Here is a 23,115-nt window from a genome sequence, read left to right as displayed (position 1 = left end):
TCACGCTGAAACAATAAGTTGCATTGTGGATAAGTTTGAGGATAACTGTGTGGAAAATGATCAAAAAGCCTTATCAGCACAGCCTTTGCACGCGGGACAAGAAAATACTGTAGAAACGCAGGTTTTAGTTCCCCAAAATACCCAAGAAAAAGCTGATTTAGATGCGGTTTTGCCGGATTGGATTGAATATTTAATCCAACATTATTTACCCAATCAGGCCAGTCATCCTGCTGCAAATCAGTTAATTCAACAATTGATGCAAGCCGTGGAAAAAGGCGATAGTTGTATTTTGGCCGAAGATGCGCAGATTCAATGTTTGGCTCAGATGGTTCAGCATGAGCAAGCTGAAAAAACACCTGTTGCGCCTTTTATTTTTGATTCACAGCGACTTTATCTTTATCGCTATTGGGCACTAGAAAATGCTTTAGCCAAGCAAGTTGCACGTTTAAAACAGCAAACAGAGCAAAATCTCAATCAAACGCAGATGCTGAATATTGAAAAGGATTTACTGACCGATCCCCATCAGATCCAAGCACTGCACATGGTGTGTCAGCACAATTTTAATATCATTACCGGTGGGCCTGGGACAGGTAAAACCTATACCTTGGCACGGATTATTGCCGTGTTGAATGAGCAAAATCCAAATATAAGAATTGCGATGGCAGCGCCGACAGGAAAAGCGGCGCAGCGAATGGAGGAAGCCTTACAAGCAGCGTTTAAAGATCCTGCATTGCAGCATTATTCGATTATTCACAAACATTTGAAACCCGTAACTTTGCATCGTCTATTGGGTTTAGGGACGCGCGCTATCCCGCGGTTTAATGAGCGCCAACGCTTACCCTATGACGTTATTGTGGTCGATGAAGCCTCCATGTTGGATTTAAGTTTGGCGCAGATGCTATTCGCGGCAATCCCTCAACACAGCAAGCTGATTCTATTGGGGGATGCAGAACAGTTGGCTTCGGTCGATGTTGGCGCAGTCTTGGCTAATCTTCAGGATGTGGATGCCTTACAAGCCAACCGCACCCATTTACAGACCAGCCGTCGCTTTGTACAGGGTGCAGCCATTGGTGAGTTTGCTCGTTTTATTCAACAACAAGAACAACAGCAAACAACCACAGAAGTTCTGGCGAAATTCGAACATCAGGTGGTATCTGCATCCGAACTTCAGCCGATTCAACTGACACCGAATATGAGCGATGTGATTCAGTTGAAATATCTCCCCGACGCTACAAACAGTGCGGCACATTGGGCAAAATATTATGATCAACTGATGTATGGTTTTCAGCCCTATGTGGCATGGTTAAAACAATGGCCAGAGCAACCCGCTGAATATGCAGATTGGTTAGCCCAATTGATTCGCTATTTTGATGATTATCGGATTCTATCGGCCATTCGACATGGAAAATTAGGCTTACACGAACTCAATCAGCAGATTGAACTTCGGGTCTTAAATGCCTTGGGTGTGTTGAAACAAGGGGATTGGTATGTCGGTCGTCCAGTCATGATGACCTATAACGATTATCAACTTGGACTATCAAATGGTGATATTGGGATTTGCTTAAAACGACCGATGACGGAAAAGTCGCAGTTTGAGGTTTATTTTCCGAGTTTGGATAAATGGGTTGTGGCAACACGGTTACCTAAAAATATAGAAACTGCCTACGCATTGACCATACATAAGTCTCAAGGTTCTGAATTTACCCATACGGCGGTAGTTTTGGAAAATCATGCAACCGAAATGATGAGTAAAGAGCTGATTTATACCGCCATCACTCGTGCGAAAAAAGTGGTGAGTTTACTTGTTGCAAAAGATGCATTGGCAAAAGCGCTTATAAAAAGAACAGCACGAGTTAGTGGTTTGTTAGAAAAAATTAACAATCACCTATCTTTGTAAAGCCTGGTAAAAATGTACCGTATTTTGTAAGAAATAGCTTACATTGATTCAGGAGATTTGCGCATAGAGCTTCTTATAGCTTTTTGAGAAGATGACTTCACAGAAAAAGAACTCAACACGGATGGTTGAGTAAAATCGCAAAAGTATAAGAATAACGTCAAAAGACAGCGAACTTACAGTGAAGTAAGGAAATAGGAAACTTACAGCCGCTAAGCCTTGTAGTTTTGGGAGAGACTACAAGGCTTTTTTATGTATAGAAAATAAGAAATGCCTATATGCTGTAACAGAAAAGAAATAGAGCTTAACCGATGTACGAAAAAGCTTACATATAGATACGAAAAATACGACTTTTATCTAACAGCCGTTGTGGCAAAATCTACCACATAAGGAAGTGCAAGTTAAAACATGGAATGTTTAACATAAGGACGCGGAAAAGCGCCACATAAAACAATAAATAATAAAACAATAACTAAAAAAGAAGAAACTACAGCGCAAAAAAGCCCGAGCCTAGCTCGGGCTTTTTTTTAATCATTCCACTTTGAGTTTTGCATGCTAAACATCGAGTGGCAAAATATATCAAAAAATCAGTTTAAAATTCATTCAATGACATCGTATTCAACATGTTAGAAATATGCGGTTTTGTGTCGCATAAAGTATCGAAACATATAAAAAATTTATAATGAAATTGAGATGAAAAATAAGGCGCTATTGTCGTCATGAAAACCTGACGAAGTCGGCCATCTCTTTTTGCAATTAAGACGATTTTCCCTTAATATAATGCACTTGCTGTAGTGATGCACGGCAGTCAGCTGATTTATCAGTTGATTCGTATCAAAAGTTAACTTTATAAGCATCTCGGAGAAATCGAATGGCTTTAACAAACGCAGATCGCGCAGAGATCATTGCAAAATTCGCTCGCGCTGAAAACGACACTGGTTCACCAGAAGTTCAAGTAGCTCTTTTAACTGCTCAAATCAATGATTTACAAGGTCACTTCAAAGAGCACAAACACGACCACCATAGCCGTCGCGGTCTTATTCGTATGGTTAACCAACGTCGTAAGCTTCTTGACTACCTTAAAGGTAAAGACGCTACTCGTTACAGCGCATTGATTGCTGCTTTAGGCTTACGTCGTTAATTCGATTTAAACTTTTATTTTCGGACTATTGCATGCTAAGTGCCGTATTACTGAAAACTAAAGTCTATCCAACCTTGGTTGGATAATGGGGAAGGGGCGATGATTCGCTCCTTCTTTGTGTCTTAAATTAGTATTTTAAATTAATGTTTTTAATCTCTAGTGAGGTCGGCTTCTAAGCTTTGTCATTTATGTTACAGCGTTTGGGGCGTTGAATGAATGCCAAACCTTAGGGGTCTCCACTAGAATAAAATCAGGAAAAAATAAAACATGTCGATGTTTAATATTATTCGTAAAGAATTCCAATATGGTCAGCATCAAGTTGTCCTAGAAACAGGTCGTATTGCGCGTCAAGCGAATACTGTGATCATCACTATGGGTGGTGTACAAGTTCTTGTTGCTGTTGTTGCTCAGCCAACAGCGAAAGCAGGTCAAGACTTCTTCCCATTGACTGTTAACTACCAAGAAAAACAATATGCTGCAGGTCGTATTCCGGGTGGTTATGGTAAACGTGAAGGCCGTGCGTCTGAAGCTGAAACGCTTATTTCACGCTTAATTGACCGTCCAATTCGTCCATTGTTCCCAGAAGGTTACTACAACGAAATTCAAGTGACTGCGACTGTTATTTCTTCTGATAAGACAATGGAAGCTGACATTGCTGCAATGTTAGGTACTTCAGCTGCTCTTGCAATTGCGGGTACACCTTTCCGTGGTCCAATCGGTGGTGCACGCGTTGGTTTAATCAACGGTGAATACATCCTAAACCCGAACCACGAACAGCTAAAAGAATCTGACCTTGACCTTGTGGTTGCAGGTACAGAATCTGCGGTATTGATGGTTGAATCAGAAGCGAAAGAGCTTTCTGAAGACCAAATGCTTGGCGCTGTATTGTTCGGTCATGACGAAATGCAAATCGCGATCCAAGCGATTAAAGAATTTGCTGCAGCTGCTGGTGCAACAGAGTCTACTTGGACTGCACCTGCGAAAAACGAAGAGCTTCGTGCGAAATTAAAAGAAGCGTTTGAAGCGAAAATCTCTGAAGCATACACAATCGCGGTTAAACACGATCGTTATGCAGCGCTTGATGCGCTTCAAGCTGAAGCTGTTGCTCAATTCGTTCCAGAAGATGACGTTGACGGTATCGCTGACGACTTAGCTGAATTATTCGAAGACCTTAAATACCGTACAGTACGTGACAACATCTTGTCAGGTAAGCCACGTATTGATGGTCGTGATACGAAAACAGTTCGTGCGCTTGACGTACAAGTTGGTGTATTAGACCGTGCTCACGGTTCTGCATTATTTACACGTGGTGAAACTCAGGCGTTGGTAACAACAACTTTGGGTAATACACGTGATGCGTTAATGGTGGATACATTAGCAGGTACGAAAACTGACAACTTCATGTTGCACTACAACTTCCCTGCATACTCTGTAGGTGAAACTGGTCGTGAATCTGGTCCTAAACGTCGTGAAATCGGTCACGGTCGTCTAGCGCGTCGTGGTGTACAAGCTGTTCTTCCTGCAGCTGACCGCTTCCCGTACGTGATTCGTATCGTATCTGATATTACTGAATCAAACGGTTCATCTTCAATGGCGTCTGTATGTGGTGCTTCTTTATCACTTATGGATGCTGGTGTGCCAATTAAAGCGCCAGTTGCTGGTATTGCGATGGGTCTTGTGAAAGAAGGCGAACGTTTCGCAGTGCTTTCTGACATCTTGGGTGATGAAGACCACCTTGGTGATATGGACTTTAAAGTAGCCGGTTCTGCAAACGGTATTACTGCACTTCAAATGGATATCAAAATCGAAGGTATCACTGAAGAAATCATGGAAGTTGCATTAAACCAAGCGTATGCAGGTCGTATGCACATCTTAAATGCAATGAACCAAGTGATTTCACGTGCTCGTCCTGAAATTTCAATGCATGCACCTACATTCCAAGTGATCAACATCAACCCTGATAAGATCCGTGACGTGATTGGTAAAGGCGGTGCAACAATCCGTCAAATCACTGAAGAAACCAAAGCGGCAATTGATATCGAAGACAACGGTACAGTTCGCGTATTTGGTGAAACCAAAGCGGCTGCTTCTGCTGCTGTTGCGAAAATCCAAGCGCTTACTGCTGAAATCGAACCAGGTACAATCTACACTGGTAAAGTAATCCGTATCGTTGAATTTGGTGCGTTTGTAAACATCCTTCCAGGTACTGATGGCTTACTTCACATCTCTCAAATTTCTAACGAACGCATTGCGAACGTTTCAGACGTATTGTCTGAAGGTCAAGAGATCAAAGTACAAGTTGCTGATGTCGACAACCGCGGTCGTATCAAATTAACCATGAAAGACATCGAACAAGCTTAATGGTTTGTTGATTCACAGAGTTTCGGCTCTGTGAATGGATTCACAAAAGCCTTGAGTGCAGTCAGAGTATGAACTTTGACTTGCTCAAGGCTTTTTTTATGGCATCATGCAAAAAGTAAACACAATAATAAATGAGATATGCAAACCTATTATTTTTTTCAGCATCTAACAGCCGCGCATATCTATGTGCAAGACCAAGTGCAATGTGAGCATCATCCTGAACTTGAACCTGAGTTTATTTGGATTGATTGTACCCGTGAAGATGTCGTCAACCGCCCAGAGCAGTGGCAGAGTGATATTTTTCAGGCATCAGATCTACGGGTCAATGAATACCATCTGCGGGATATTTTAAATTTAGAGCATCCGTGTGCCTTTGACACACTCGATGATTATGATTTATTAATTTTTAGAAAAATGGTCACACCCGATGATCAAATTGTTGCAGGTGCAGATGCGCTTGAAAAGCATGAGCGGGTCTTTGGTTTGGCGACCACCCCGATCAGTTTTTTGCTCACGCCCCAAGTGCTGATCACGGTGCGCGAAAAAGGCAACAAAGCCATTGAAAGTTATATCCAACGAATTGAAACCTTAATTTCTCGGCCGATTGATGAACAAAATAAACCACGAAAATTAGCCCTTACACCCTTAGATTTGGCATTGCGTTTACTGAATAATATGGTGGATGGATACCTCGATTTACGTGTTCCATTGACCCGCCGTGTCGAGTTTTGGCAGCAAGAATTGCTGCAAGGGCATCGGCGTTTTACCAAGTGGCATCAGCTGCTGCAGGAAAATATGGCCTTTCAGCAAGTGGAAAATTTGTGTGAAGAGCAAATTGAAGCTTTGCAAGAACTGCGTGATGAAGTTGTAGATAATTACCCGCATTTGAAAGGTAAAAAGCGCAGTGAAAAGCAGGATATCATGCTGGTTCGCGTAGATGATTTAACCAGCCATATCGAACGCATTCAAAAACACACTACACGATTACGCAGTGCCGTGCAGGCCGCCATTGATCTGCATTTTTCAGCCGTTGCTAACCAAACCAATGAAAATATGCGTATTTTAGCGATTATTACGGCAATTTTCGCACCATTAACCTTATTAACCGGTATATACGGTATGAACTTTGAGTTTATTCCGGGACTCAAATCGCCAACCGGTTTTTGGATCATGCTCGGCATCATGCTGATGACCACGATTTTACTACTGTATTATTTTTATCGACGGCATTTGGTCGGGCGCGGTGAAAAAAGCGTGATTGATATGTTGGCACAGCAGCACGGCGATCAACACATGAATCTGTTTTGGTTTATGGATTATGAACCAATCAAACAGACGGTGAAGGGCACAGTCAAAGGTACGGTTAAAACCATGAAAGAAATTGAGAAGCTGACGAAACTCAAATAGTTCGCGTCAGTTTCTCTGATGGGTGGGTTTAGTTGCTAATCATTACGAATTCATGTGGTGCTACGTCCGAGTGCGGACACGCCAATATAGCCGCGCATGGTTAAACGTTTGCCATTTGTACTCAGCTTGCCTTTGCCTTTATAGACATTGCCCGAGAGGGGATCCAGCACGGTTCCATTGCTATATTGATTTGGATGTTGTGGGGCTGGTTTAAATTCTTTGATAATTTCGGAACCTATCAAAACCCAGTTTTGAGTTTGTCATTACATTTTAAGCATACTTCAACCAAGGGTTTGTACGGCAATGGGCATATTGCAGTGAGTGTTCCACTATACGTCCCGTCGGCATTTTTAACGACGGTGACATCGCCGCGTGAATATCCTGTTTGGTCATCAATTATTTTCCAAACACTGGTCATATCATTGGCATGCAACAGAGCGCTGAAACTGAGTAATGCTCCAAATAGCACATGATGTATTTGCATGATGAATCCTTTGTCATGATTTTATTGTTTTTTAAAAATCTGCAGTACAACGCGATTTGACCGATCCTTATGGTCTTAGTAATTCAATTGCGTAGCCTCGTGGGTTGTACTGCGAACGACATGCATCATGAAAAATCCCCTATACATGAGTCGATATCTCAAGATATATCATCATTTTCATTACTTTTCAGCAAGCGATAAATTTCATCTTTTAGCTTTAATTTCTTACGCTTAATGGTCTCAATATCCGTGTTATGATGATTGACAGGATTTAATTCCAATTGAATAATTTCACGATCTAACTCATCATGTTCTTCAAAGATCCGTGCAAAATATGGATTTTCATCACGTAACTGAGAGACCAAATCACGGTACTCAGGAAACATGTTTTTGACTTTTTTATTGCAATCTCGTGTTTTCATGGTTGTCGATCACTTCCTCTACAAGACAAACTCTACAAGAAAAGAAAAACGCCCTGCGAGGCAGAGCGTTCATGATTACATTTAATGTGAATGAAACTGTTGGTGTTTGACTTGGCGACGTAGTTGTTGAACTTCGTCAATTAAATCAAGCATCATAGCGACCGCAGTAAAACTGGCATCGAAATCTCGTTGAAGCCGATACGCACGCCGTGCGCGAGATATATCATCGCCAAAAAATTGATGAATCCTGTCTTCTGAACGGCTAGGCAGAATATCGTATTCGAGTAGTTGCAGAACCCATTCTGGACTTTGCCCACAGGCAGAGGCAAAGTGTTGTAGATCAAAACTACTTTTTTCGTCTACGATTTCAGTCTGTTTACATCCGTCACAGACAATTTCACGATAATGAATTGTTGTCATGGTGCTCTCCTTAAGACTGTCGTGGATTAAATGACGGAAAAGCTTGAGCAAAAGCCGCATATGCTTGTTGCTCTTGTTCGGTTTGTGCAGCTGGTATCTGTATATTTAAAATCAGGTAAAGGTGTCCGGGTGTTTTATTTGGTATCCCTTTGTCCTTTAATCGTAGCTGCTGACCAGTACGTGCATTTTTAGGAATTTGTAGTTCTAATGTTTTGCCATCAGGACTGGTAAATGCAATTTTTTGACCCAATGCGGCTTCCCATGGACTGATATTCAGTTGTTGGAAAATATCAACGCCTTCTACACGGGTTTGCTCAGTTTGTTTATACAAAATTTCAATGTATAAATCGCCAGCGGCTCCACCGTTATAGCCGGCTTGCCCTTGGCCGGAGAGTCGAATTTGTTGACCTGATTTCATACCTGCAGGAATTTTGACTTGCAGGGTTTTACGTTGGACTTCAGGCTCACCATGGGCGTTGAGGCTTGGAATCTGTAAGGTGATATTCTGCGTTGCACCATGAAAAGCGATTTCTAAATCCACTTCTAAACTGGCGTGTTGGTCTTCACCACGGAAGCTCTTGGTTTGGCGGTTTGCACGTTGATACTGATAGTCACCGCCACCAAAGCCTTGCCCAAAACGACCAAACAAGTCTTCAAATCCACTAAAGTCCGCATGCTGACCATCACTCGTCGATTGGCGATAAAACTGAGATTGGTCAAAACCACCTTGGTTGCCAGCATTAAACCCAGCAAATCCTTGTGGATGATCGAGTTCAAAATCGTATTGTTTTTTCTTTTCGGCATCACTCAAGGTGTCGTATGCAACATTAATCGCTTGCATGCGCGCTTCAGCATCAGCTTCTTTGCTGACGTCAGGGTGATATTTACGCGCCAATTTTCGATAGGCTTTTTTAATTTGATCTGCCGAAGCATCTCGGGCGATCCCTAAAGTTTGATAGTGATTGTCTGGCATACTCTCTGTATAAATATTGATCATGTTTTAATCAATATAGAAGGGTTCATCAAACTGTCATAGGGGCAAACTGCAGCTTATTGTTTCAAAACATGACAATAAAAAAGCCTCACGAGGAGGCTTTTAAAAACACATTTAAAATTAATACTTTATCCAAGTGACACTACGACCAATCACAGATACCCCAACATACCCACGTATAGTTAAATGTTTTCCTGAAGCACTAAGTCTTGCTTTGCCTTTATAGATTTTTCCACCAATCGGGTCCAGAACTTTACCGTTTTGGAATTCACGTGGATTTTTTGGATCTTGTTTAAAGTCCCAAATAAATGGCAAGCCGATAAAAGGTTTATTTTTCAATTCACCTGGGCAGTTCGAGCAGACGCCCATTTTTTCAGTGCCAGGGACATTGCGTGTGGTGACAATGATGCCTTCATAGCTTCCATCGGCTTTTTTGCGAATTTCAACGTCTGCACGCGAATATCCTGTACGGTCATCGACGGTTTTCCACTTCCCCACTAGCGGATCGGTTTCCGCAGCGATTGACAATCCTGACAAAGTGCTAAGTAGTATTCCGGCAAATAATTGTTGATATATTTTTTTCATTTCATCCCCTGAAAATTCAGAATTGTGTTTTTAGAGTAAGTTGCCTAATTTATATATAAAGCCCTACAAAATCAATGTGATAGTTTGTGATGTATTTGGCATATTTTTTTAAAACGCTGCTTTAATATGGAGTTTTTACTCTAATTTTTAAGTTAAAAAAAGGCCTTTAATGATTTAAAGGCCTAGTGCTTAGTTTTTGACCCAAGTGACATTGCGTCCAATTGCAGAGCCTTCAGTACGACCATTGATGATCAAATGCTTGCCATTATTCATCAAACGAGCGCGTGCATTGTAGTGCTTGCCTGATTTGGGATCGAGCATCACTCCACCCACAAATTCATTGGGCTTTTCTGGATCAGCGCTTAGGCCGCTTAAAGTGGTTAAACCGACCATGGGTTTATTTTTCTGAGCACCTGTACATTGCGTGCATGTCGAAACATTTGCCGTTCCCGGTACGCTTCGGCTTTGGATAATAGTGGCCGAATACAGGTCATGCTTATCTTTACGAATCACCACATCGGCAAGGGAATAACCTGTTCGATCATCAATGGTTTTCCATGTCCCCACTAAGGGGTCAATCGCTGCAAAAGCAGAGGATAAACTGCAGATGGAGAACATGCCGAACAGGATAGAAGGGAGGAGTTTAACAGCCATATAATTACCCACATTACACAAAAAGCGGATGCCTAAAACTTAAAGGCATAAAAATATTATGGGTTTAATGTAGCCTGAACTAATATGAATATTCTAGTGATTTTTTAAGAATTGGTATTTATATTTTGAGCCAAAACATGAACGTGTTGGCGCTAAATGAGGTTTATGCTGAACGTCTACGCACTAGTAAAATAGTCGGAATTCATCTCAAAAGTCGATTGTTATTGGCATGATGAACTCGTCTGGAGTTGAGTTCATCATGCCAATGAAAGCCGAATGGCCGCTTTAGTTGACGCGGATCCAAGATACCGTCCGGCCGAGGAGCGTGGTTCCAACATAACCTCGAAGTGTCAGCACATTGCCGCGCGCATTCAATTGCCCTTTACCTTGATAGGTATTGCCTGAAAGTGGGTCGATCACCTTGCCATCGGTATAGGCATTCTCTTTTGCATTATGTTTAAAGCCAGAGAATATCGGTAAACCAATTAAGGGTGCATTTTTGAGTTTACCTTCGCATTTTTCACAAATCGTGGTGACAGGGCGGTTGGGGATAGCATGCACTTTGGTGATTTTACCGCTATAGCTGCCGTCTTTTAATTTGGTGATTTGGACTTCAGCACGGGCATAGCCTGTTTTGTCATCTATAGTTTTCCATGTCCCGACGAGGTCTGCTGCATGTGCTGTTATTGGGCTAAAGCAGAATATGGCTAAAGCAATAGCGAGTGTTTTGAGTTTCATATTTTATCCAGTTTTTTTACATTATTTTTCTATCAAAAAATAAAGCTTTGTTGGTTTTTTTGACTTTATTTCTGGCGCGATTCTACTCGAAAAAAAATTGATCGCAAATACAGCTGATCATCTTGAGGTTATAAAGTTCGAAACCATTCGACTAAGCGGAAGAAAGTAGCTGTTCTAAATTTAATCGGAATAATAAAAAAGCACCCCGAAGGATGCTTAGTTTTAGGCTTTCAATCATCATGATGATTTAGCTGAGGTGTTGACCAAAAAGGGATAAAGCTTCTTCTGCAGTAAAGGTATATTTTGTATTACAGAATTGGCAATCCATTTCAATTGGGTTTTGAAACTCTAGGGTTTCACGAACAGCAGCAACACCGATTTGTTCAAGTGCTGTCGCACAGCGTTCTTTTGAACATGTACAGCCAAATTTTAAGGCCTCAGTTTCAGGAAGACGAACTTCTTCTTCGTTATATAAACGATATAAAATTTCATTTGCAGATAAAGACGTTAACTCTTCTGCTTTTAAAGTCTCAGTCAGCATGGTTAAACGTGGCCATAGGTCTTCATCGACACGGCGTTGTTCTTCTTCGTTGTTACGTGGTAATAATTGAATCAGTAAACCACCTGAACGGCTGTTGCTGCTTGCTAAGACGATACGTGTTGGGATCTGTGCAGATAGATCATAATATTGCATCAAGCAACCCGCTAATGTCGGTTTATCTAAAGGTACAATCCCTTGATAACGCTCACCAAATTCAGGCTCGATATTAATGAAAAGTACTGGGTTTACCAAGGCTTTGAGTACCGTGCTGCTGTCTTCAGCGGCTTGAAAGTGCGGGTCTTCTTCATAATCTGCAAGTGCGCGAACTTCACCGAGATGATTACATTCCGCCATTGCCCATTTAAATGTGCCTGCAGCCTGAATTTGTAAGCTAATACGACCTTTAATTTTTAAGGTACTGGCCAACAAGGCAGTCGCGCTGAGCATTTCACCCAAGAGAATTTGTACAGCAGGTGCATAGTCACGCTGTGCAAGAATCGTTTGTAGGGCTTCTTCAAGATGAACCACTTCTCCACGAACAGGGCTATCTTCAATAAAAAAGCGTTGGCGTAAATCTGACATAAAATTCTCCATAACCCTGCTTTAATGGTGACGATATTGTAAAACACAAGTCATTCATTATCATCTCTTGTGACATCAATACGATGACGTTGTAAGCTGCGTTGTAAATCAACACCTGTAGGTTTTTCACGGGCTTGCGCATCGCTTTCAAACAAATGTTCCAGTTCAGCTAAAGCGTTACGATGCGTTTCATAAATCTTTTGTTCATCGGTATAGATTTGCTGCTGTTGAGTCAGCAGTTTTTCATCATAATCACGGAACAATTCGATACTTTTATATGCATCTTCATCGCTGATGCCTAAGTCGCACAGCATGTGATAGGCCATTCCTAAAGAGGATAAATAGGTTTCACGCCAAATATGCTCAATTCCTAAATCACGCAGCAAATGTACCTGATGACGGTCACGCGCGCGAACCAATAATTTTAGCTGAGGGTAATTCAGTCGAATATGACGCGCCACGTTCATTGAGTCTTCAATATCATCAATGGCAAGGACGAACACTTTGGCATGCTCAATGCCCGCAGCACGTAAAATATCTGGTTGTGTGGCATCGCCATAATACAGATGACCACCATAATTACGTACGAAATCGACTTTGTCTAAGTTGCTATCAATGGCGGTAAAAGACAAATGCTGTAAATGCGCCACACGAGCAATGATTTGTCCAAAACGTCCAAAGCCCGCAATAATCACAGGATTATGTTCATCCGGAATGTCGTCATACTCGGGGATGGTTTTTGGATTAAAACGTGGCAAAATTTGTGATTGTATTAACCAATACAACATAGGGGTCAACACCATCGACAAGGTGACGATGAGGGTTAATGGCTCCAAAATGGCTTGCTGTACGACATTTTCACTTTTCGCCACACTAAAGACCACAAAGGCAAATTCACCGCCTTGAGCCAAACAGGTCGCCAGTAAAATACTGTTGCGCCATGAATTTTTGAGATAACGTGCAATCGCGGTAACTGACACCATTTTGATGAGCATCAGTGCCAATGCACCACCGATAATGAACCATGGCATTTCAACGAATAATGACAGTTTCGTAGTCATGCCCACGGTCATAAAGAACAGACCAAGTAAAAGCCCTTTAAACGGAGCAATACTGGCCTCGAGTTCGTGGCGGAATTCTGAGTCCGCAAGTAACACACCTGTGAGGAATGCACCCAGTGTGGTACTGATGCCAAGTACATCCATCAACACCACGACACCCAGCACTATAAATAAACCGACAGCGGTGATCAGTTCATGCGCACCACTTTTCGCGACGAAGCGGAAAAAAGGCCGCATTAAGTATCGACTAAATAAAAATAAGCCTGAAAAAGTCGCAATGATGGCAGCGAAATAGGCGATTCCGTGATGTGATGATTCTGTTCCTGCGAGCAGGGGAATGACTGCAATCAGGGGAATCGCGGCCATATCTTGAAACAGCAAAATCGAAAAGGATTGTTGCCCATAGGTGGTGTTTAATTGCTGCTTCTCACTCAGCATCTGCAAGACAAAGGCAGTAGAAGAAAGAGCGAGAGCGAAACCGATAACGATACTGGCTGCAATGCCTTGTTGTAAGGCAAAAAAACTGCCTAGCGCTAAAACAAGACCGGTCAGACCGACTTGTAAACTCCCCATGCCGAAAATAGAACTACGCATACTCCATAGACGCTGTGGACGGAGTTCGAGGCCGATCAGGAACATCAGTAAGATCACGCCAAACTCAGCGAGATCTTGGATCGCTTGGGGATCACTGGCAATGTTAAAGACATCGGGGCCGAGCAAAATACCAGTGAACAGATATCCCAATACCGTTGCAATACCAAAGCGCTTGAGCAAAGGGACAAGCAATAAGGATGCGCCAAGGAAAATTGTGATCTGTAACAGTAGTGACATTTACTCGTCCTAGAGTTGTGTTTTTGGTCGAAAGTTGCAATTCAGTATGACTGATATTTTCAGACTGAATTGTACGCGTTTAACTGAGTTCCTGTGGGTCTATATCGAGGCTCAATTTCATATTTGATGGCTTGTTATGCAAGATGTTTTGCCACCAATAACGCAGATAATAATGTAAGCGCGCACGATCTGTAGACAGTAAAACCATGTGGGATTGGTAACGCCCTGCTTTGCGCTCCATCGGGGCAGGAATCGGCCCCCAAATATCAATAATTCCAGCAGAGTCCTGACGCAGCAATTGGGCATGTTGCTGTAAAAATTCAGTATTGATTTCTTGGTTTTTTGACTCACAGCGTACCAATGCTGCATAGCGAAACGGTGGCATTTGTGCCATTTCCCGTTCTTTCATGGTTTCTTTGGCAAATTTTCGATAGTTCTCATTGACCAAAATATTCAAAAGTGGATGGTCGGGTCTTAATGTTTGTAGGAATACATCGCCTTTACGTTCGCCACGGCCGGCACGCCCTGTGACTTGCACAATGAGTTGAGCGGTACGTTCGATGGCACGGAAGTCCACACTCAGCAGACCTGAATCGATATCTAAAATCGCCACCAAGGTGACGTAAGGGAAATGATGACCTTTGGCCAGCATTTGCGTACCAAGCAAAATAGCAGGCTCACTTTTTTGAATTTTTTCATAAATCTTTTGCCAACTACCAACGCGGCTGGTTGAGTCACGATCCACTCGAATGATGTCATGTTCAGGAAACAACTCATTTAAACTTTCTTCAACTTTGGCTGTGCCCATCCCAATAGATTTGAGCTCCTGATGATTACACTGTGGACAGTGATCTGGCATACGGTGAATGGTGCCGCAGTGATGACAATGTAAATGTTGATAAGGTGTGCGATGAACCGTGAAATTGGCATCACAGTGCGGACATTTGGCCTGCCATGCACAGCTTTCACAAATTAAAACCGGGGCATATCCGCGACGGTTTAAGAACACTAACACCTGTTCTTTTTTTTCTAGGCGCTTACGGATTTCACCAATTAATAATTGGCTAATTCCATGCTGTTTCTGTGCCACTTTCAAATCAAGGATGTGTATTTTCGGCATGACCGCGGTGCCTGCGCGTTGGTTTAGTTCCAAAATTGTCATCTTGCCTTGTTTGGCAAGGGCATAGCATTCAATACTAGGTGTGGCAGAGCCAAGAATGACAGGACATTGCTCTAAATGCCCACGGAACAGAGCAACATCGCGTGCATGGTAGCGAAAGCCTTCTTGTTGTTTAAAGGACAGATCATGCTCTTCATCAATCACAATTAAACCTAGATTAGGCAGTGGCGTATAAATCGCAGAACGTGTGCCTAAGATAATTGAAGCCTTGCCCGTTTGCGCAGCTTGCCAAGCTTGCATACGTTTTGAATCGTTTAGCCCCGAATGTAATAGGGCAATATTGCAATGAAAACGTGATTGGAAGCGGCTAATCGTCTGTGGGGTGAGTCCAATCTCAGGAACTAAAACCAAGACCTGTTTGCCTTGCTTGAGAACCTCTTGCATGATCTGTAAATAGACTTCAGTTTTACCACTGCCAGTTAAGCCATCGAGCAGGAAGGCCTGATATTTTTTACGTGCTTTTAATACGGTATCGATCGCTTTTTTTTGGTCAGGGTTTGCCGTAAGTGGCATTTGCGCCATGCTCATCGGCATCGGGCTAAAGTCTTGTTCTGCTAACACACATTCGCAGATGCCTTTTTTCTCTAAGGCTTTGAGTGTTGCTGTTTCCACACCTGACAAATTTAAAAGATTTTCACCTGTGCCTGTGGGATGTAATTTTAGTATTTTATACGCTTCTTGTTGACGCTCTGAACGTTTAATTTTGGCTTCAGCATTATGGTCGATCAGATTCCATGTCCGTGCCAATAAATTATAGGGCTTTCCTTGGCGTAACAGCGTCGGAAGGGCACTTTGCATCACTTCACCAATCGGAAATTGATAATACTGTGCAGACCATGTCAATAAATTTAAAACTTTCTCATCTAAAATGGCGCGATCATCAAGTAGTTCAGTAATGGCCTTGAGTTTAAAGCTTGAATCGAGTGGTGCATCGGGAGCAATTTTTTTCACGATGATACCGGTCAAATTTTGCCGACCAAAAGATACAGCAACGCGTGCACCTACTTCAGCTTGTTGGTATTGCTCTTGGTTTAAGCTGTAATCGAAGCAGTCGTATAAATATACCGGAACGGCGACTCGAACGCGGTAAATAGGTGTTGCAATGCTCGCTGAATTTGCCATAAAACGTGGATAAGTTCCTGATTAAATTTCGTCGTGATCGTAAAGGAGTTGTGTTAGAGTGAGCTCATATTTTATATCTAAGAATATGAATGATTTTGATGGTCAGACGCAACTGCGCTGATAGAAATTTTGGAAAATTAGAGCATTACAATGCCTGCATATCAGTTTACTGCCATAGACGCTTCAGGGAAGCAGCAGAAGGGTGTACTTGAGGGTGATTCTGCGCGTCAAATTCGTCAACAGCTCAGAGATCAGACACTCATTCCAGTTGCTGTCGATCCGATAGAGCAAAAAGACAAACACGCGCAGCAGCGCTGGTTTCAAAAAGGGCTGAATGCCTATGACTTGGCTTTATTGACTCGCCAACTTTCAGTTTTGGTTGCCGCTGCAATTCCATTAGAAGAAGCGATTCGTGCTGTGGGAAAACAAAACGAAAAAGCCCATGTGCAAAACCTGTTGATGTCGGTGCGTTCTAAAGTTTTGGAAGGGCATTCTTTAGCCAACGCACTACAACAAGCGGGACGCTTTCCTGAACTGTATATTGCCACGATTGCAGCAGGTGAGCGTTCAGGTCATCTCGATCTCATTCTCGACCAACTTGCCGATTACACCGAAAACCGCTTTGCCATGCAAAAAAAAGTGCAGGGTGCGATGATTTATCCCATCATCCTGATGTTAATGTCTTTCGGTATTGTGATGGGACTCATGACCTATGTGGTCCCAGATATTGTCAAAACCTTTGACCAAAGCAAAGATGCCTTGCCGTGGATAACGATCGCTTTAATGAAAGCCAGTGATTTTATTCGAATGGCCTGGCCATTTTTATTGGTCGGTAGCGTAGTCTCGATTTTTCTCTTGGTTCGATTCCTCAGAACAGCGGCGGGACATTATGCCTTTGACCGATTGACCTTGAAATTACCGTTATTTTCCAAACTGTCTAAAGGCATTAATGCCGCTCGTTTTGCCAGTACCTTGTCGATTTTAACCAAGTCTGGCGTGCCATTGGTCGATGCTTTAAAAATTGGCGCAGCGGTCAGTAATAATTGGGTGATTCGAGATTCGGTCAACCTTGCGGCAGAGAAAGTAACAGAAGGTGGTAATTTAGCAACACAGCTTGAGCGAAGTGGTTATTTCCCACCGATGATGGTACAAATGATCAAAAGTGGTGAAAGTTCAGGCGAATTGGATCGGATGCTAGAACGTGCGTCGACGATGCAAGACCGTGAAGTGACGACCTTAATTTCAACTTTATTGGCGTTGCTTGAACCGCTGATGTTGGTATTTATGGCGAGCATTGTACTGGTGATCGTGATTGCTGTGATGCTGCCAATCGTGAATATGAATAATATGATTTAAGACATTCGAACAATGATGTGAACAGAGATTTGTAACATGCAAGTGAAGACAAAAAATATGAAGCAACAAGGTTTTACTTTAATTGAAGTGATGGTGGTCATTGTCATTTTAGGTGTTTTGGCAGCGCTGATTGTACCGAACGTGATGGGCCGTGGTGAAAAAGCTAAAGTCGATACTACGGCCATTACTTTAAAAAGTGTCGCTGGCTCATTAGATCAATACAAAATGGACAATGGTAAATTCCCTTCAATGCAAGACGGCGGATTAAATGCTTTGGTCACTAAACCTGAGTCTGCTAAAAACTGGTTGCCAGGTGGCTACATCAAAGGTGGCTATCCAAAAGACAGTTGGGACAATGACATTCAATATGTGATTCCCGGTTCTGAAGGCCGTCCTTATGATCTTTATTCATTTGGTGCGGATGGTCAGTCTGGCGGTGAAGAAAATGATGCCGATATTTACTATAAACACTAACTGAGAATAATTATAAATTCAGTTTTAATGGAATTAATCACTTCACTTAATAGGATGTTTCAATATTGAGTGAAGTGATAATAAATCTTAATTATAAAATTAATATTAAGTTGTTGAATTTACTTTAAATAACATAATATGAAATATGTGATATTTATAATAAGAATTATTCCCAATTTTATTGATTACAATAATCGCAAAATATGAATAAATATAGGCTTTTCATTTAAATAAAACCGCGCATAATATCTTTTATGGTACTTTTTTAGCCATGGAGGATAGTATGAAAGCATTATTATTAACGGATGAAATTAACCAATTTCATTGGTCTATGCTGAAATCTGTTCTTTTGATTTTAAGTATTCTGCCGATCAGTCAAGGCATTGTGTATTTATGGCAAAGCACTGAGGGCAGTAGCCAAATTATGGTGGGCTTCTTTGCCATGAGCTTAATGAGTTCATTACTGGCTTTAAGTTTTTGGTCTGCATTAAAAGCGACTGTGGCAAATTTAAAACAAGAACATGCATCTGCCATCGAACAAATGGTTGTTCGTCTTTATCGATATATTCCAATGGTGTCTTTAGCTGCCATGCTTTCCTATTTAGTTACGCAGTTATAACCCCAAAATTAAACCTTCAAAACTGGAGCTTGCTCCAGTTTTTTTATGTCTCGTGTTAATGAACAGTTCGTAGCGTACATCAGTGCATACTTCTACATGGTACGCGCTCTAACATAACCTTGCTTTGTCCGTTTTGACGCATCGAATGTCTGTTTCACATATGGTCAGCCTGAATGAAATTTTTATAATCTTTAGATATCAGATCTTAGATAGTTGGATGAAGTACAACAAAGAAAAGAAAGAGGGAAAAATGCAACAGATCGATTGGCAAGATTTTTTGAAAGTTGAATTACGTGTGGGGAAAATTGTGCAGGCTGAAGTCTTTGAGCAAGCACGTAAACCCGCGTACATTCTCCATGTGGATTTTGGAGAGGAACTGGGCATTAAAAAATCCAGTGCGCAAATTACACAGCTATATCAGCCGGAAAATCTATTGGGAAAATTGGTCATTGCCGTCGTGAATTTTCCAAAAAAACAAATTGGTCCGATCCAGTCAGAGTGTTTGGTCACAGGCTTTCATAATGCAGAGGGGCATGTTGCTCTTTGTGTGCCTGATGCAGAGATTCCCCTAGGCACCAAGTTACTTTGAAAAAGTAGGGTGAACTGGCACCCTGAAAGTTTATCAATAAAAAACCGAGCCAAAGCTCGGTTTTTTGATCTTTTGTAGCGGAATTAACGGCGTGATTTAAAAGAAATATCAACTTTACGCGGGCGATAAATCCAACCGAGAACCAATAACAAGAATGAGAAAATCAACACAGGCCAATCACTTAAGCGTGTGTAAAGTGTCTCGCCTTGCATGGCAGGTAAATCACCACGCAGTACTGCATCTTTATCCATCGGTGCTTGTTTCACAATGTGACCATTATGATCAATAAAGGCGGTAATGCCGGTATTGGTTGCACGGATAAACCAACGGCCATTTTCTTTGGCACGCATTTGAACCATTTGTAGGTGCTGATGTGGGCTCGCTGTTCCAGTAAACCATGCGTCATTGGAAATAGTCACTAGGTAGTCACTTTGACTGGCATTACGACGGGTTAAGTTGGGATAAGCCACTTCATAGCAAATCGCTGCGCCTAAATCATGACCTTTAACATTCAAAGGCTTTTGGTTGTTTGCGCCACGTGAAAAGCCACTCATCGACGGGTCATTTTGTAGGGCAGGTAGTACCCAACTTAACATCCCTGAAAGCGGAATGTATTCACCAAAGGGGACTAGACGTTGCTTCTTGTATAGACCAGAAGATTCATCACCAGTTGCCATGATGGTGTTGTAATACATAGGGTGTTGGTTTTGCTGTGATTCCGCTAAATCCCAATAGGGAATACCTGTCACCCAAGCCGTCCCTGTTTTATTGGCTTGGACTTTCATCGCATCCAGAAACGGCTCAATATCGGTTTGGAACATAGGAATGGAGGATTCCGGCCAAACAATGACATCACGCCCCCATTCGGTCCGACTTAATGACGCATATTTCATTAAGGTTTGAGCTTGGTATTCTGTTAACCATTTTAAATCTTGTGGAATATTGCCTTGAATTAAGGAAACACTCAGCGGTTTTTCATTTTTAGGCTGAACAAATTGCAGTTGCGCTGCACCCCATGCACCGAGCAAAACAAGGGCAGAGGGAACAATCCAGAAGATGCGTTTACGCAGGATTTCAACCAAGGCGCAGGCCAATACAATGACCGCGAAAGATACCCCAAAGATCCCGAATAATGGCGCATAGCCATCGAGGAATCGTTCAGTAAAGGCATAACCTGCAAACAACCATGGAAAACCAGTAAAGACCCAAGTTTTACTCCACTCGAAAAACACCCAAAGTGGCGCAAAGGTCAGTGGTGTTTCTGGAAAGAAGCGGCGGTAGAGCCAACTCTGAACTGCGGTAAACAGCCCCATCACAATTGCCATAATGGCAATCATCAAAACACTGAGTGCTGAATTGGTATCACCATAGACATGGATCGAGGTATACAGCCAAAAAGCCCCGACAAACCATAAGCCAAAGCCATAAGCTAGACCAATGAAAAACGATTGTTTAGGTGCACGTTGACTTAAGCAAGCATACAGCAGGGCTGGAGATAAAATTGCCAACCACCAATAATGATAAGGTGCCAGCGACAAGCTGAAGATGGCACCTGAAAATAATGCAATCAGCAAAGGATAGATGAAAGGTAGCTGTTTTTTTTGTTGTGAATGGTTTAGCAGCTTATCAAAGTAGGTTCTCATTTACGGACAGCTCGGATCAGATGAATAGTACGTGCATCTGCCTCCAAAATGGTAAATTCCCAGTTTTCAAGTTCAATCACTTGACCTTGTAAATCACTGACCAAGCCCATTTCTTGTAGCAGTAAGCCGCCCACAGTTTCTACTTCATCATCTGAAAAATCAGCATCTAAAAGATTGTTAAAGTGTTCAATTGGTGTAAGTGCTTGAACCAACCATGTATTTGCGCTCAGCGGGTCTTCATCTGGAATGATAAATTGAGCTTCTTCATCAACTTTGTCGTGTTCATCTTCGATTTCACCCACAATTTCTTCAAGAATGTCCTCTAAAGTGACTAAACCTGAAGTTGTGCCATATTCATCAATCACAACAGCGATATGGGTTTGGGTATTTTTCAACATACGTAAAACTTGGTCAGAACGCGCGCTCTCGGGTACAAATAAGGGTTGACGCATTAATGCACGAATATCGACTTTGGTGGTCGGCTCTGTCAAAAATGGCAACAAATCTTTGGCCAACAAAATACCGACAACATTGTCTGGCTGGTCTGAGGAAAAGACTGGGAAACGTGAGTGTGCAGATTCAACAAGTACATGCAAAATATCTAATAGCTCATCATCTTCTTGTAAGCTGATCATCGCAGTACGGGGGGTCATAACCTCGCGGATTTTAGTTGCAGGTAAGTCGAGTACCCCTTCGAGCATGGCAACTGTATCGGGTTCTAAGAAGCGACGTGAATCTTGTACCAATTTCAACAGTTCGTCACGGGTTTCTGGTGCAGTGCCCAGCCATTTACGTAAGCCGCGCATGCCCCACGACGGGCCGGATTCCTCTTGCATGATCTTTCCTAAAGACTCTTAATATCTAATAAATGATGATTTTATCATACCGTAGAAAATACAGTTGTCTATTGTTAATGTTGATCTAGATGATGAGCGATCAAGTCATTTTAAGACGTTATCATCTGCATTTTTCAAGCTAACATTCGGTCGTCAGGATTATGCTAAAATAGCCTTAGATTTTAATACTGAGTTTTCTAATGTCTGAGCCTTCTGTGCCCCCATCAATTCAATTAAACACCCGTGGCTTACGTTGCCCTGAGCCTGTGATGATGTTGCATCAAGCCATTCGTAAATCAAAATCGGGCGATATTGTTGAGGTTTTTGCAACAGATAATTCGACCTCTTGGGATATTCCGAAATTTTGTATGCATTTAGGTCATGAGCTATTGCTTCAAGAAGAACGTCTTGATGAAAATGGAAATAAAGAATTTCATTATTTGGTTCAGAAAGGTTAATTTAAGAGATTGTAAAAAATAATAATTATTAAGATGTTACATTTTTATTAATAAAATAGGCTGGTCAAGTCTGATGGCTAGCCTATATCATTCGCAGCATAATTATACAAAGTTTAAAAAACAGACTTTTAAAATGTTAAATTCGATTGCTCTTATACTTGAAAAATTAGGCTTATCCGCCCAAAAACGTGCCATTCATGTGCAATTTTCCAACCCTGCGTTGAATGATGAGCTTTTTATTCAACGTATTGATGGAGAGCATGTCTTAAACCAAGGCCTGCAAGCGACTTTGATTTGCCTATCTACTAATGCCCTTATTCCATTAAAACAATTTATTGGCGCACAAGTCGCCGTTGATCAAGTGACCGATCAGGGCGAACTCTTCCGTACCACGGGTATTATTACCGAAGCCACCCAAGGGCAGAGTGACGGTTCACTCACGCTGTATAAACTCACTTTAGAAGATGCAACATCGCTGTGGCATAAACGCAGGAACAGCCGTGTGTTTATGAACAAATCGGTGCGTGATGTCAGTGAGACTCTTTTTAAAGAATGGCAAAGCAAAAGTCCGCTCTTTGCTGCCAGTCTAACGCTAGATCTAAGCGGTTTAAGCCAAAACTATGATGTACGACCTTTCATCATGCAGTCGAATGAAAGCGATTATGACTTTTTAACGCGACTTTGGCGCAGTGAAGGCATTAACTGGCTCATCGATGAAGCACA

23 protein-coding genes are annotated in these 23,115 nt (G+C 42.0%); 10 read left to right on the top strand and 13 right to left on the bottom strand.

Annotated features, from left to right (window positions below):
• Positions 1–169: 169 nt before the first annotated feature.
• The 4 genes from recD to FTU29_RS06010 all read left to right on the top strand — a co-directional run bounded on the left by recD (position 170) and on the right by FTU29_RS06010 (position 6,803).
• Positions 170–1,897: an exodeoxyribonuclease V subunit alpha gene (gene recD, locus FTU29_RS06025; RefSeq protein ID WP_257226905.1), complete on the top strand. Its 1,728-nt coding sequence runs from the start codon at positions 170–172 to the stop codon at positions 1,895–1,897.
• 868 nt (positions 1,898–2,765) lie between these two features.
• A complete protein-coding gene (gene rpsO, locus FTU29_RS06020) occupies positions 2,766–3,035 on the top strand; it encodes a 30S ribosomal protein S15 (protein WP_067761248.1) in 270 nt (89 codons plus the stop codon).
• Positions 3,036–3,308: 273 nt separating this feature from the next.
• The gene (gene pnp, locus FTU29_RS06015; protein ID WP_180078135.1) at positions 3,309–5,396 is read left to right on the top strand and encodes a polyribonucleotide nucleotidyltransferase; all 2,088 of its coding nucleotides are present in this window, start codon (positions 3,309–3,311) and stop codon (positions 5,394–5,396) included.
• 138 nt (positions 5,397–5,534) lie between these two features.
• The gene (locus FTU29_RS06010; protein WP_180120902.1) at positions 5,535–6,803 is read left to right on the top strand and encodes a magnesium transporter CorA family protein; all 1,269 of its coding nucleotides are present in this window, start codon (positions 5,535–5,537) and stop codon (positions 6,801–6,803) included.
• A 50-nt stretch (positions 6,804–6,853) separates the two neighbouring features.
• On the opposite strand, the gene FTU29_RS17415 is transcribed toward FTU29_RS06010, so the two are convergent.
• The 11 genes from FTU29_RS17415 to FTU29_RS05960 form a co-directional block, all read right to left on the bottom strand.
• A complete protein-coding gene (locus FTU29_RS17415) occupies positions 6,854–7,045 on the bottom strand; it encodes a DUF2147 domain-containing protein (protein WP_257226902.1) in 192 nt (63 codons plus the stop codon).
• Positions 7,042–7,287, bottom strand: coding sequence for a hypothetical protein (locus FTU29_RS17410; RefSeq protein WP_257226901.1), 246 nt, complete (start codon positions 7,285–7,287; stop codon positions 7,042–7,044). Before FTU29_RS17410 ends, FTU29_RS17415 begins: the two co-directional genes overlap by 4 nt.
• Before the next feature lie 158 nt (positions 7,288–7,445).
• Complete coding sequence (locus FTU29_RS06000; RefSeq protein WP_078192816.1) at positions 7,446–7,709, bottom strand: YdcH family protein; 264 nt, start codon at positions 7,707–7,709, stop codon at positions 7,446–7,448.
• Between the two features lie 81 nt (positions 7,710–7,790).
• Positions 7,791–8,129, bottom strand: a complete 339-nt coding sequence (locus tag FTU29_RS05995; protein ID WP_111885626.1) for a chaperone modulator CbpM — start codon at positions 8,127–8,129, stop codon at positions 7,791–7,793.
• Positions 8,130–8,139: 10 nt separating this feature from the next.
• Positions 8,140–9,102 carry a DnaJ C-terminal domain-containing protein gene (locus tag FTU29_RS05990; RefSeq protein ID WP_180035035.1) on the bottom strand — a complete coding sequence of 321 codons (963 nt, stop codon included), beginning with the start codon at positions 9,100–9,102 and terminating at the stop codon, positions 8,140–8,142.
• A gap of 141 nt (positions 9,103–9,243) precedes the next feature.
• Entirely contained in the window at positions 9,244–9,708 is a 465-nt protein-coding gene (locus FTU29_RS05985; RefSeq protein WP_078192815.1) for a DUF2147 domain-containing protein, read from the bottom strand.
• 189 nt (positions 9,709–9,897) lie between these two features.
• Positions 9,898–10,362 carry a DUF2147 domain-containing protein gene (locus FTU29_RS05980; protein WP_180120900.1) on the bottom strand — a complete coding sequence of 155 codons (465 nt, stop codon included), beginning with the start codon at positions 10,360–10,362 and terminating at the stop codon, positions 9,898–9,900.
• 285 nt (positions 10,363–10,647) lie between these two features.
• On the bottom strand, positions 10,648–11,100 hold the full coding sequence (locus tag FTU29_RS05975; protein WP_180120899.1) for a DUF2147 domain-containing protein: 453 nt from the start codon (positions 11,098–11,100) through the stop codon (positions 10,648–10,650).
• Between the two features lie 247 nt (positions 11,101–11,347).
• Positions 11,348–12,223, bottom strand: coding sequence for an Hsp33 family molecular chaperone HslO (gene hslO / locus FTU29_RS05970; RefSeq protein WP_111885623.1), 876 nt, complete (start codon positions 12,221–12,223; stop codon positions 11,348–11,350).
• 50 nt (positions 12,224–12,273) lie between these two features.
• Entirely contained in the window at positions 12,274–14,115 is a 1,842-nt protein-coding gene (locus FTU29_RS05965) for a monovalent cation:proton antiporter-2 (CPA2) family protein (RefSeq protein ID WP_180120897.1), read from the bottom strand.
• Between the two features lie 79 nt (positions 14,116–14,194).
• Complete coding sequence (locus tag FTU29_RS05960; protein ID WP_180120895.1) at positions 14,195–16,417, bottom strand: primosomal protein N'; 2,223 nt, start codon at positions 16,415–16,417, stop codon at positions 14,195–14,197.
• A 150-nt stretch (positions 16,418–16,567) separates the two neighbouring features.
• On the opposite strand from FTU29_RS05960, the gene gspF reads away from it, so the two are divergent.
• The 4 genes from gspF (at position 16,568) to FTU29_RS05940 (ending at position 19,455) form a co-directional block, all read left to right on the top strand.
• Complete coding sequence (gene gspF, locus FTU29_RS05955) at positions 16,568–17,773, top strand: type II secretion system inner membrane protein GspF (protein ID WP_180120893.1); 1,206 nt, start codon at positions 16,568–16,570, stop codon at positions 17,771–17,773.
• Positions 17,774–17,809: 36 nt separating this feature from the next.
• The gene (gene gspG / locus FTU29_RS05950; RefSeq protein WP_078189784.1) at positions 17,810–18,247 is read left to right on the top strand and encodes a type II secretion system major pseudopilin GspG; all 438 of its coding nucleotides are present in this window, start codon (positions 17,810–17,812) and stop codon (positions 18,245–18,247) included.
• A 283-nt stretch (positions 18,248–18,530) separates the two neighbouring features.
• On the top strand, positions 18,531–18,866 hold the full coding sequence (locus tag FTU29_RS05945; protein WP_078189783.1) for a hypothetical protein: 336 nt from the start codon (positions 18,531–18,533) through the stop codon (positions 18,864–18,866).
• 250 nt (positions 18,867–19,116) lie between these two features.
• Positions 19,117–19,455 carry a tRNA-binding protein gene (locus FTU29_RS05940; protein WP_180120891.1) on the top strand — a complete coding sequence of 113 codons (339 nt, stop codon included), beginning with the start codon at positions 19,117–19,119 and terminating at the stop codon, positions 19,453–19,455.
• An 83-nt stretch (positions 19,456–19,538) separates the two neighbouring features.
• Here the strand turns inward: FTU29_RS05940 and lnt are convergent, their stop codons facing one another.
• Complete coding sequence (lnt, locus tag FTU29_RS05935) at positions 19,539–21,098, bottom strand: apolipoprotein N-acyltransferase (protein ID WP_078189782.1); 1,560 nt, start codon at positions 21,096–21,098, stop codon at positions 19,539–19,541.
• On the bottom strand, positions 21,095–21,934 hold the full coding sequence (locus FTU29_RS05930) for an HlyC/CorC family transporter (protein ID WP_078189781.1): 840 nt from the start codon (positions 21,932–21,934) through the stop codon (positions 21,095–21,097). Before FTU29_RS05930 ends, lnt begins: the two co-directional genes overlap by 4 nt.
• 200 nt (positions 21,935–22,134) lie before the next feature.
• Here FTU29_RS05930 and tusA point away from each other — a divergent pair, with 200 nt between their 5' ends.
• Entirely contained in the window at positions 22,135–22,392 is a 258-nt protein-coding gene (gene tusA / locus FTU29_RS05925; RefSeq protein WP_078189780.1) for a sulfurtransferase TusA, read from the top strand.
• 133 nt (positions 22,393–22,525) lie between these two features.
• Positions 22,526–23,115: phage late control D family protein (locus tag FTU29_RS05920; protein ID WP_180120889.1), on the top strand; the 590-nt coding region annotated here is incomplete at its 3' end.

Source organism: Acinetobacter sp. YH12086 (assembly GCF_013419345.1).
Classification (GTDB): Bacteria; Pseudomonadota; Gammaproteobacteria; order Pseudomonadales; family Moraxellaceae; genus Acinetobacter; species Acinetobacter amyesii.
This window is presented reverse-complemented; position numbering and strand designations above follow the sequence as displayed.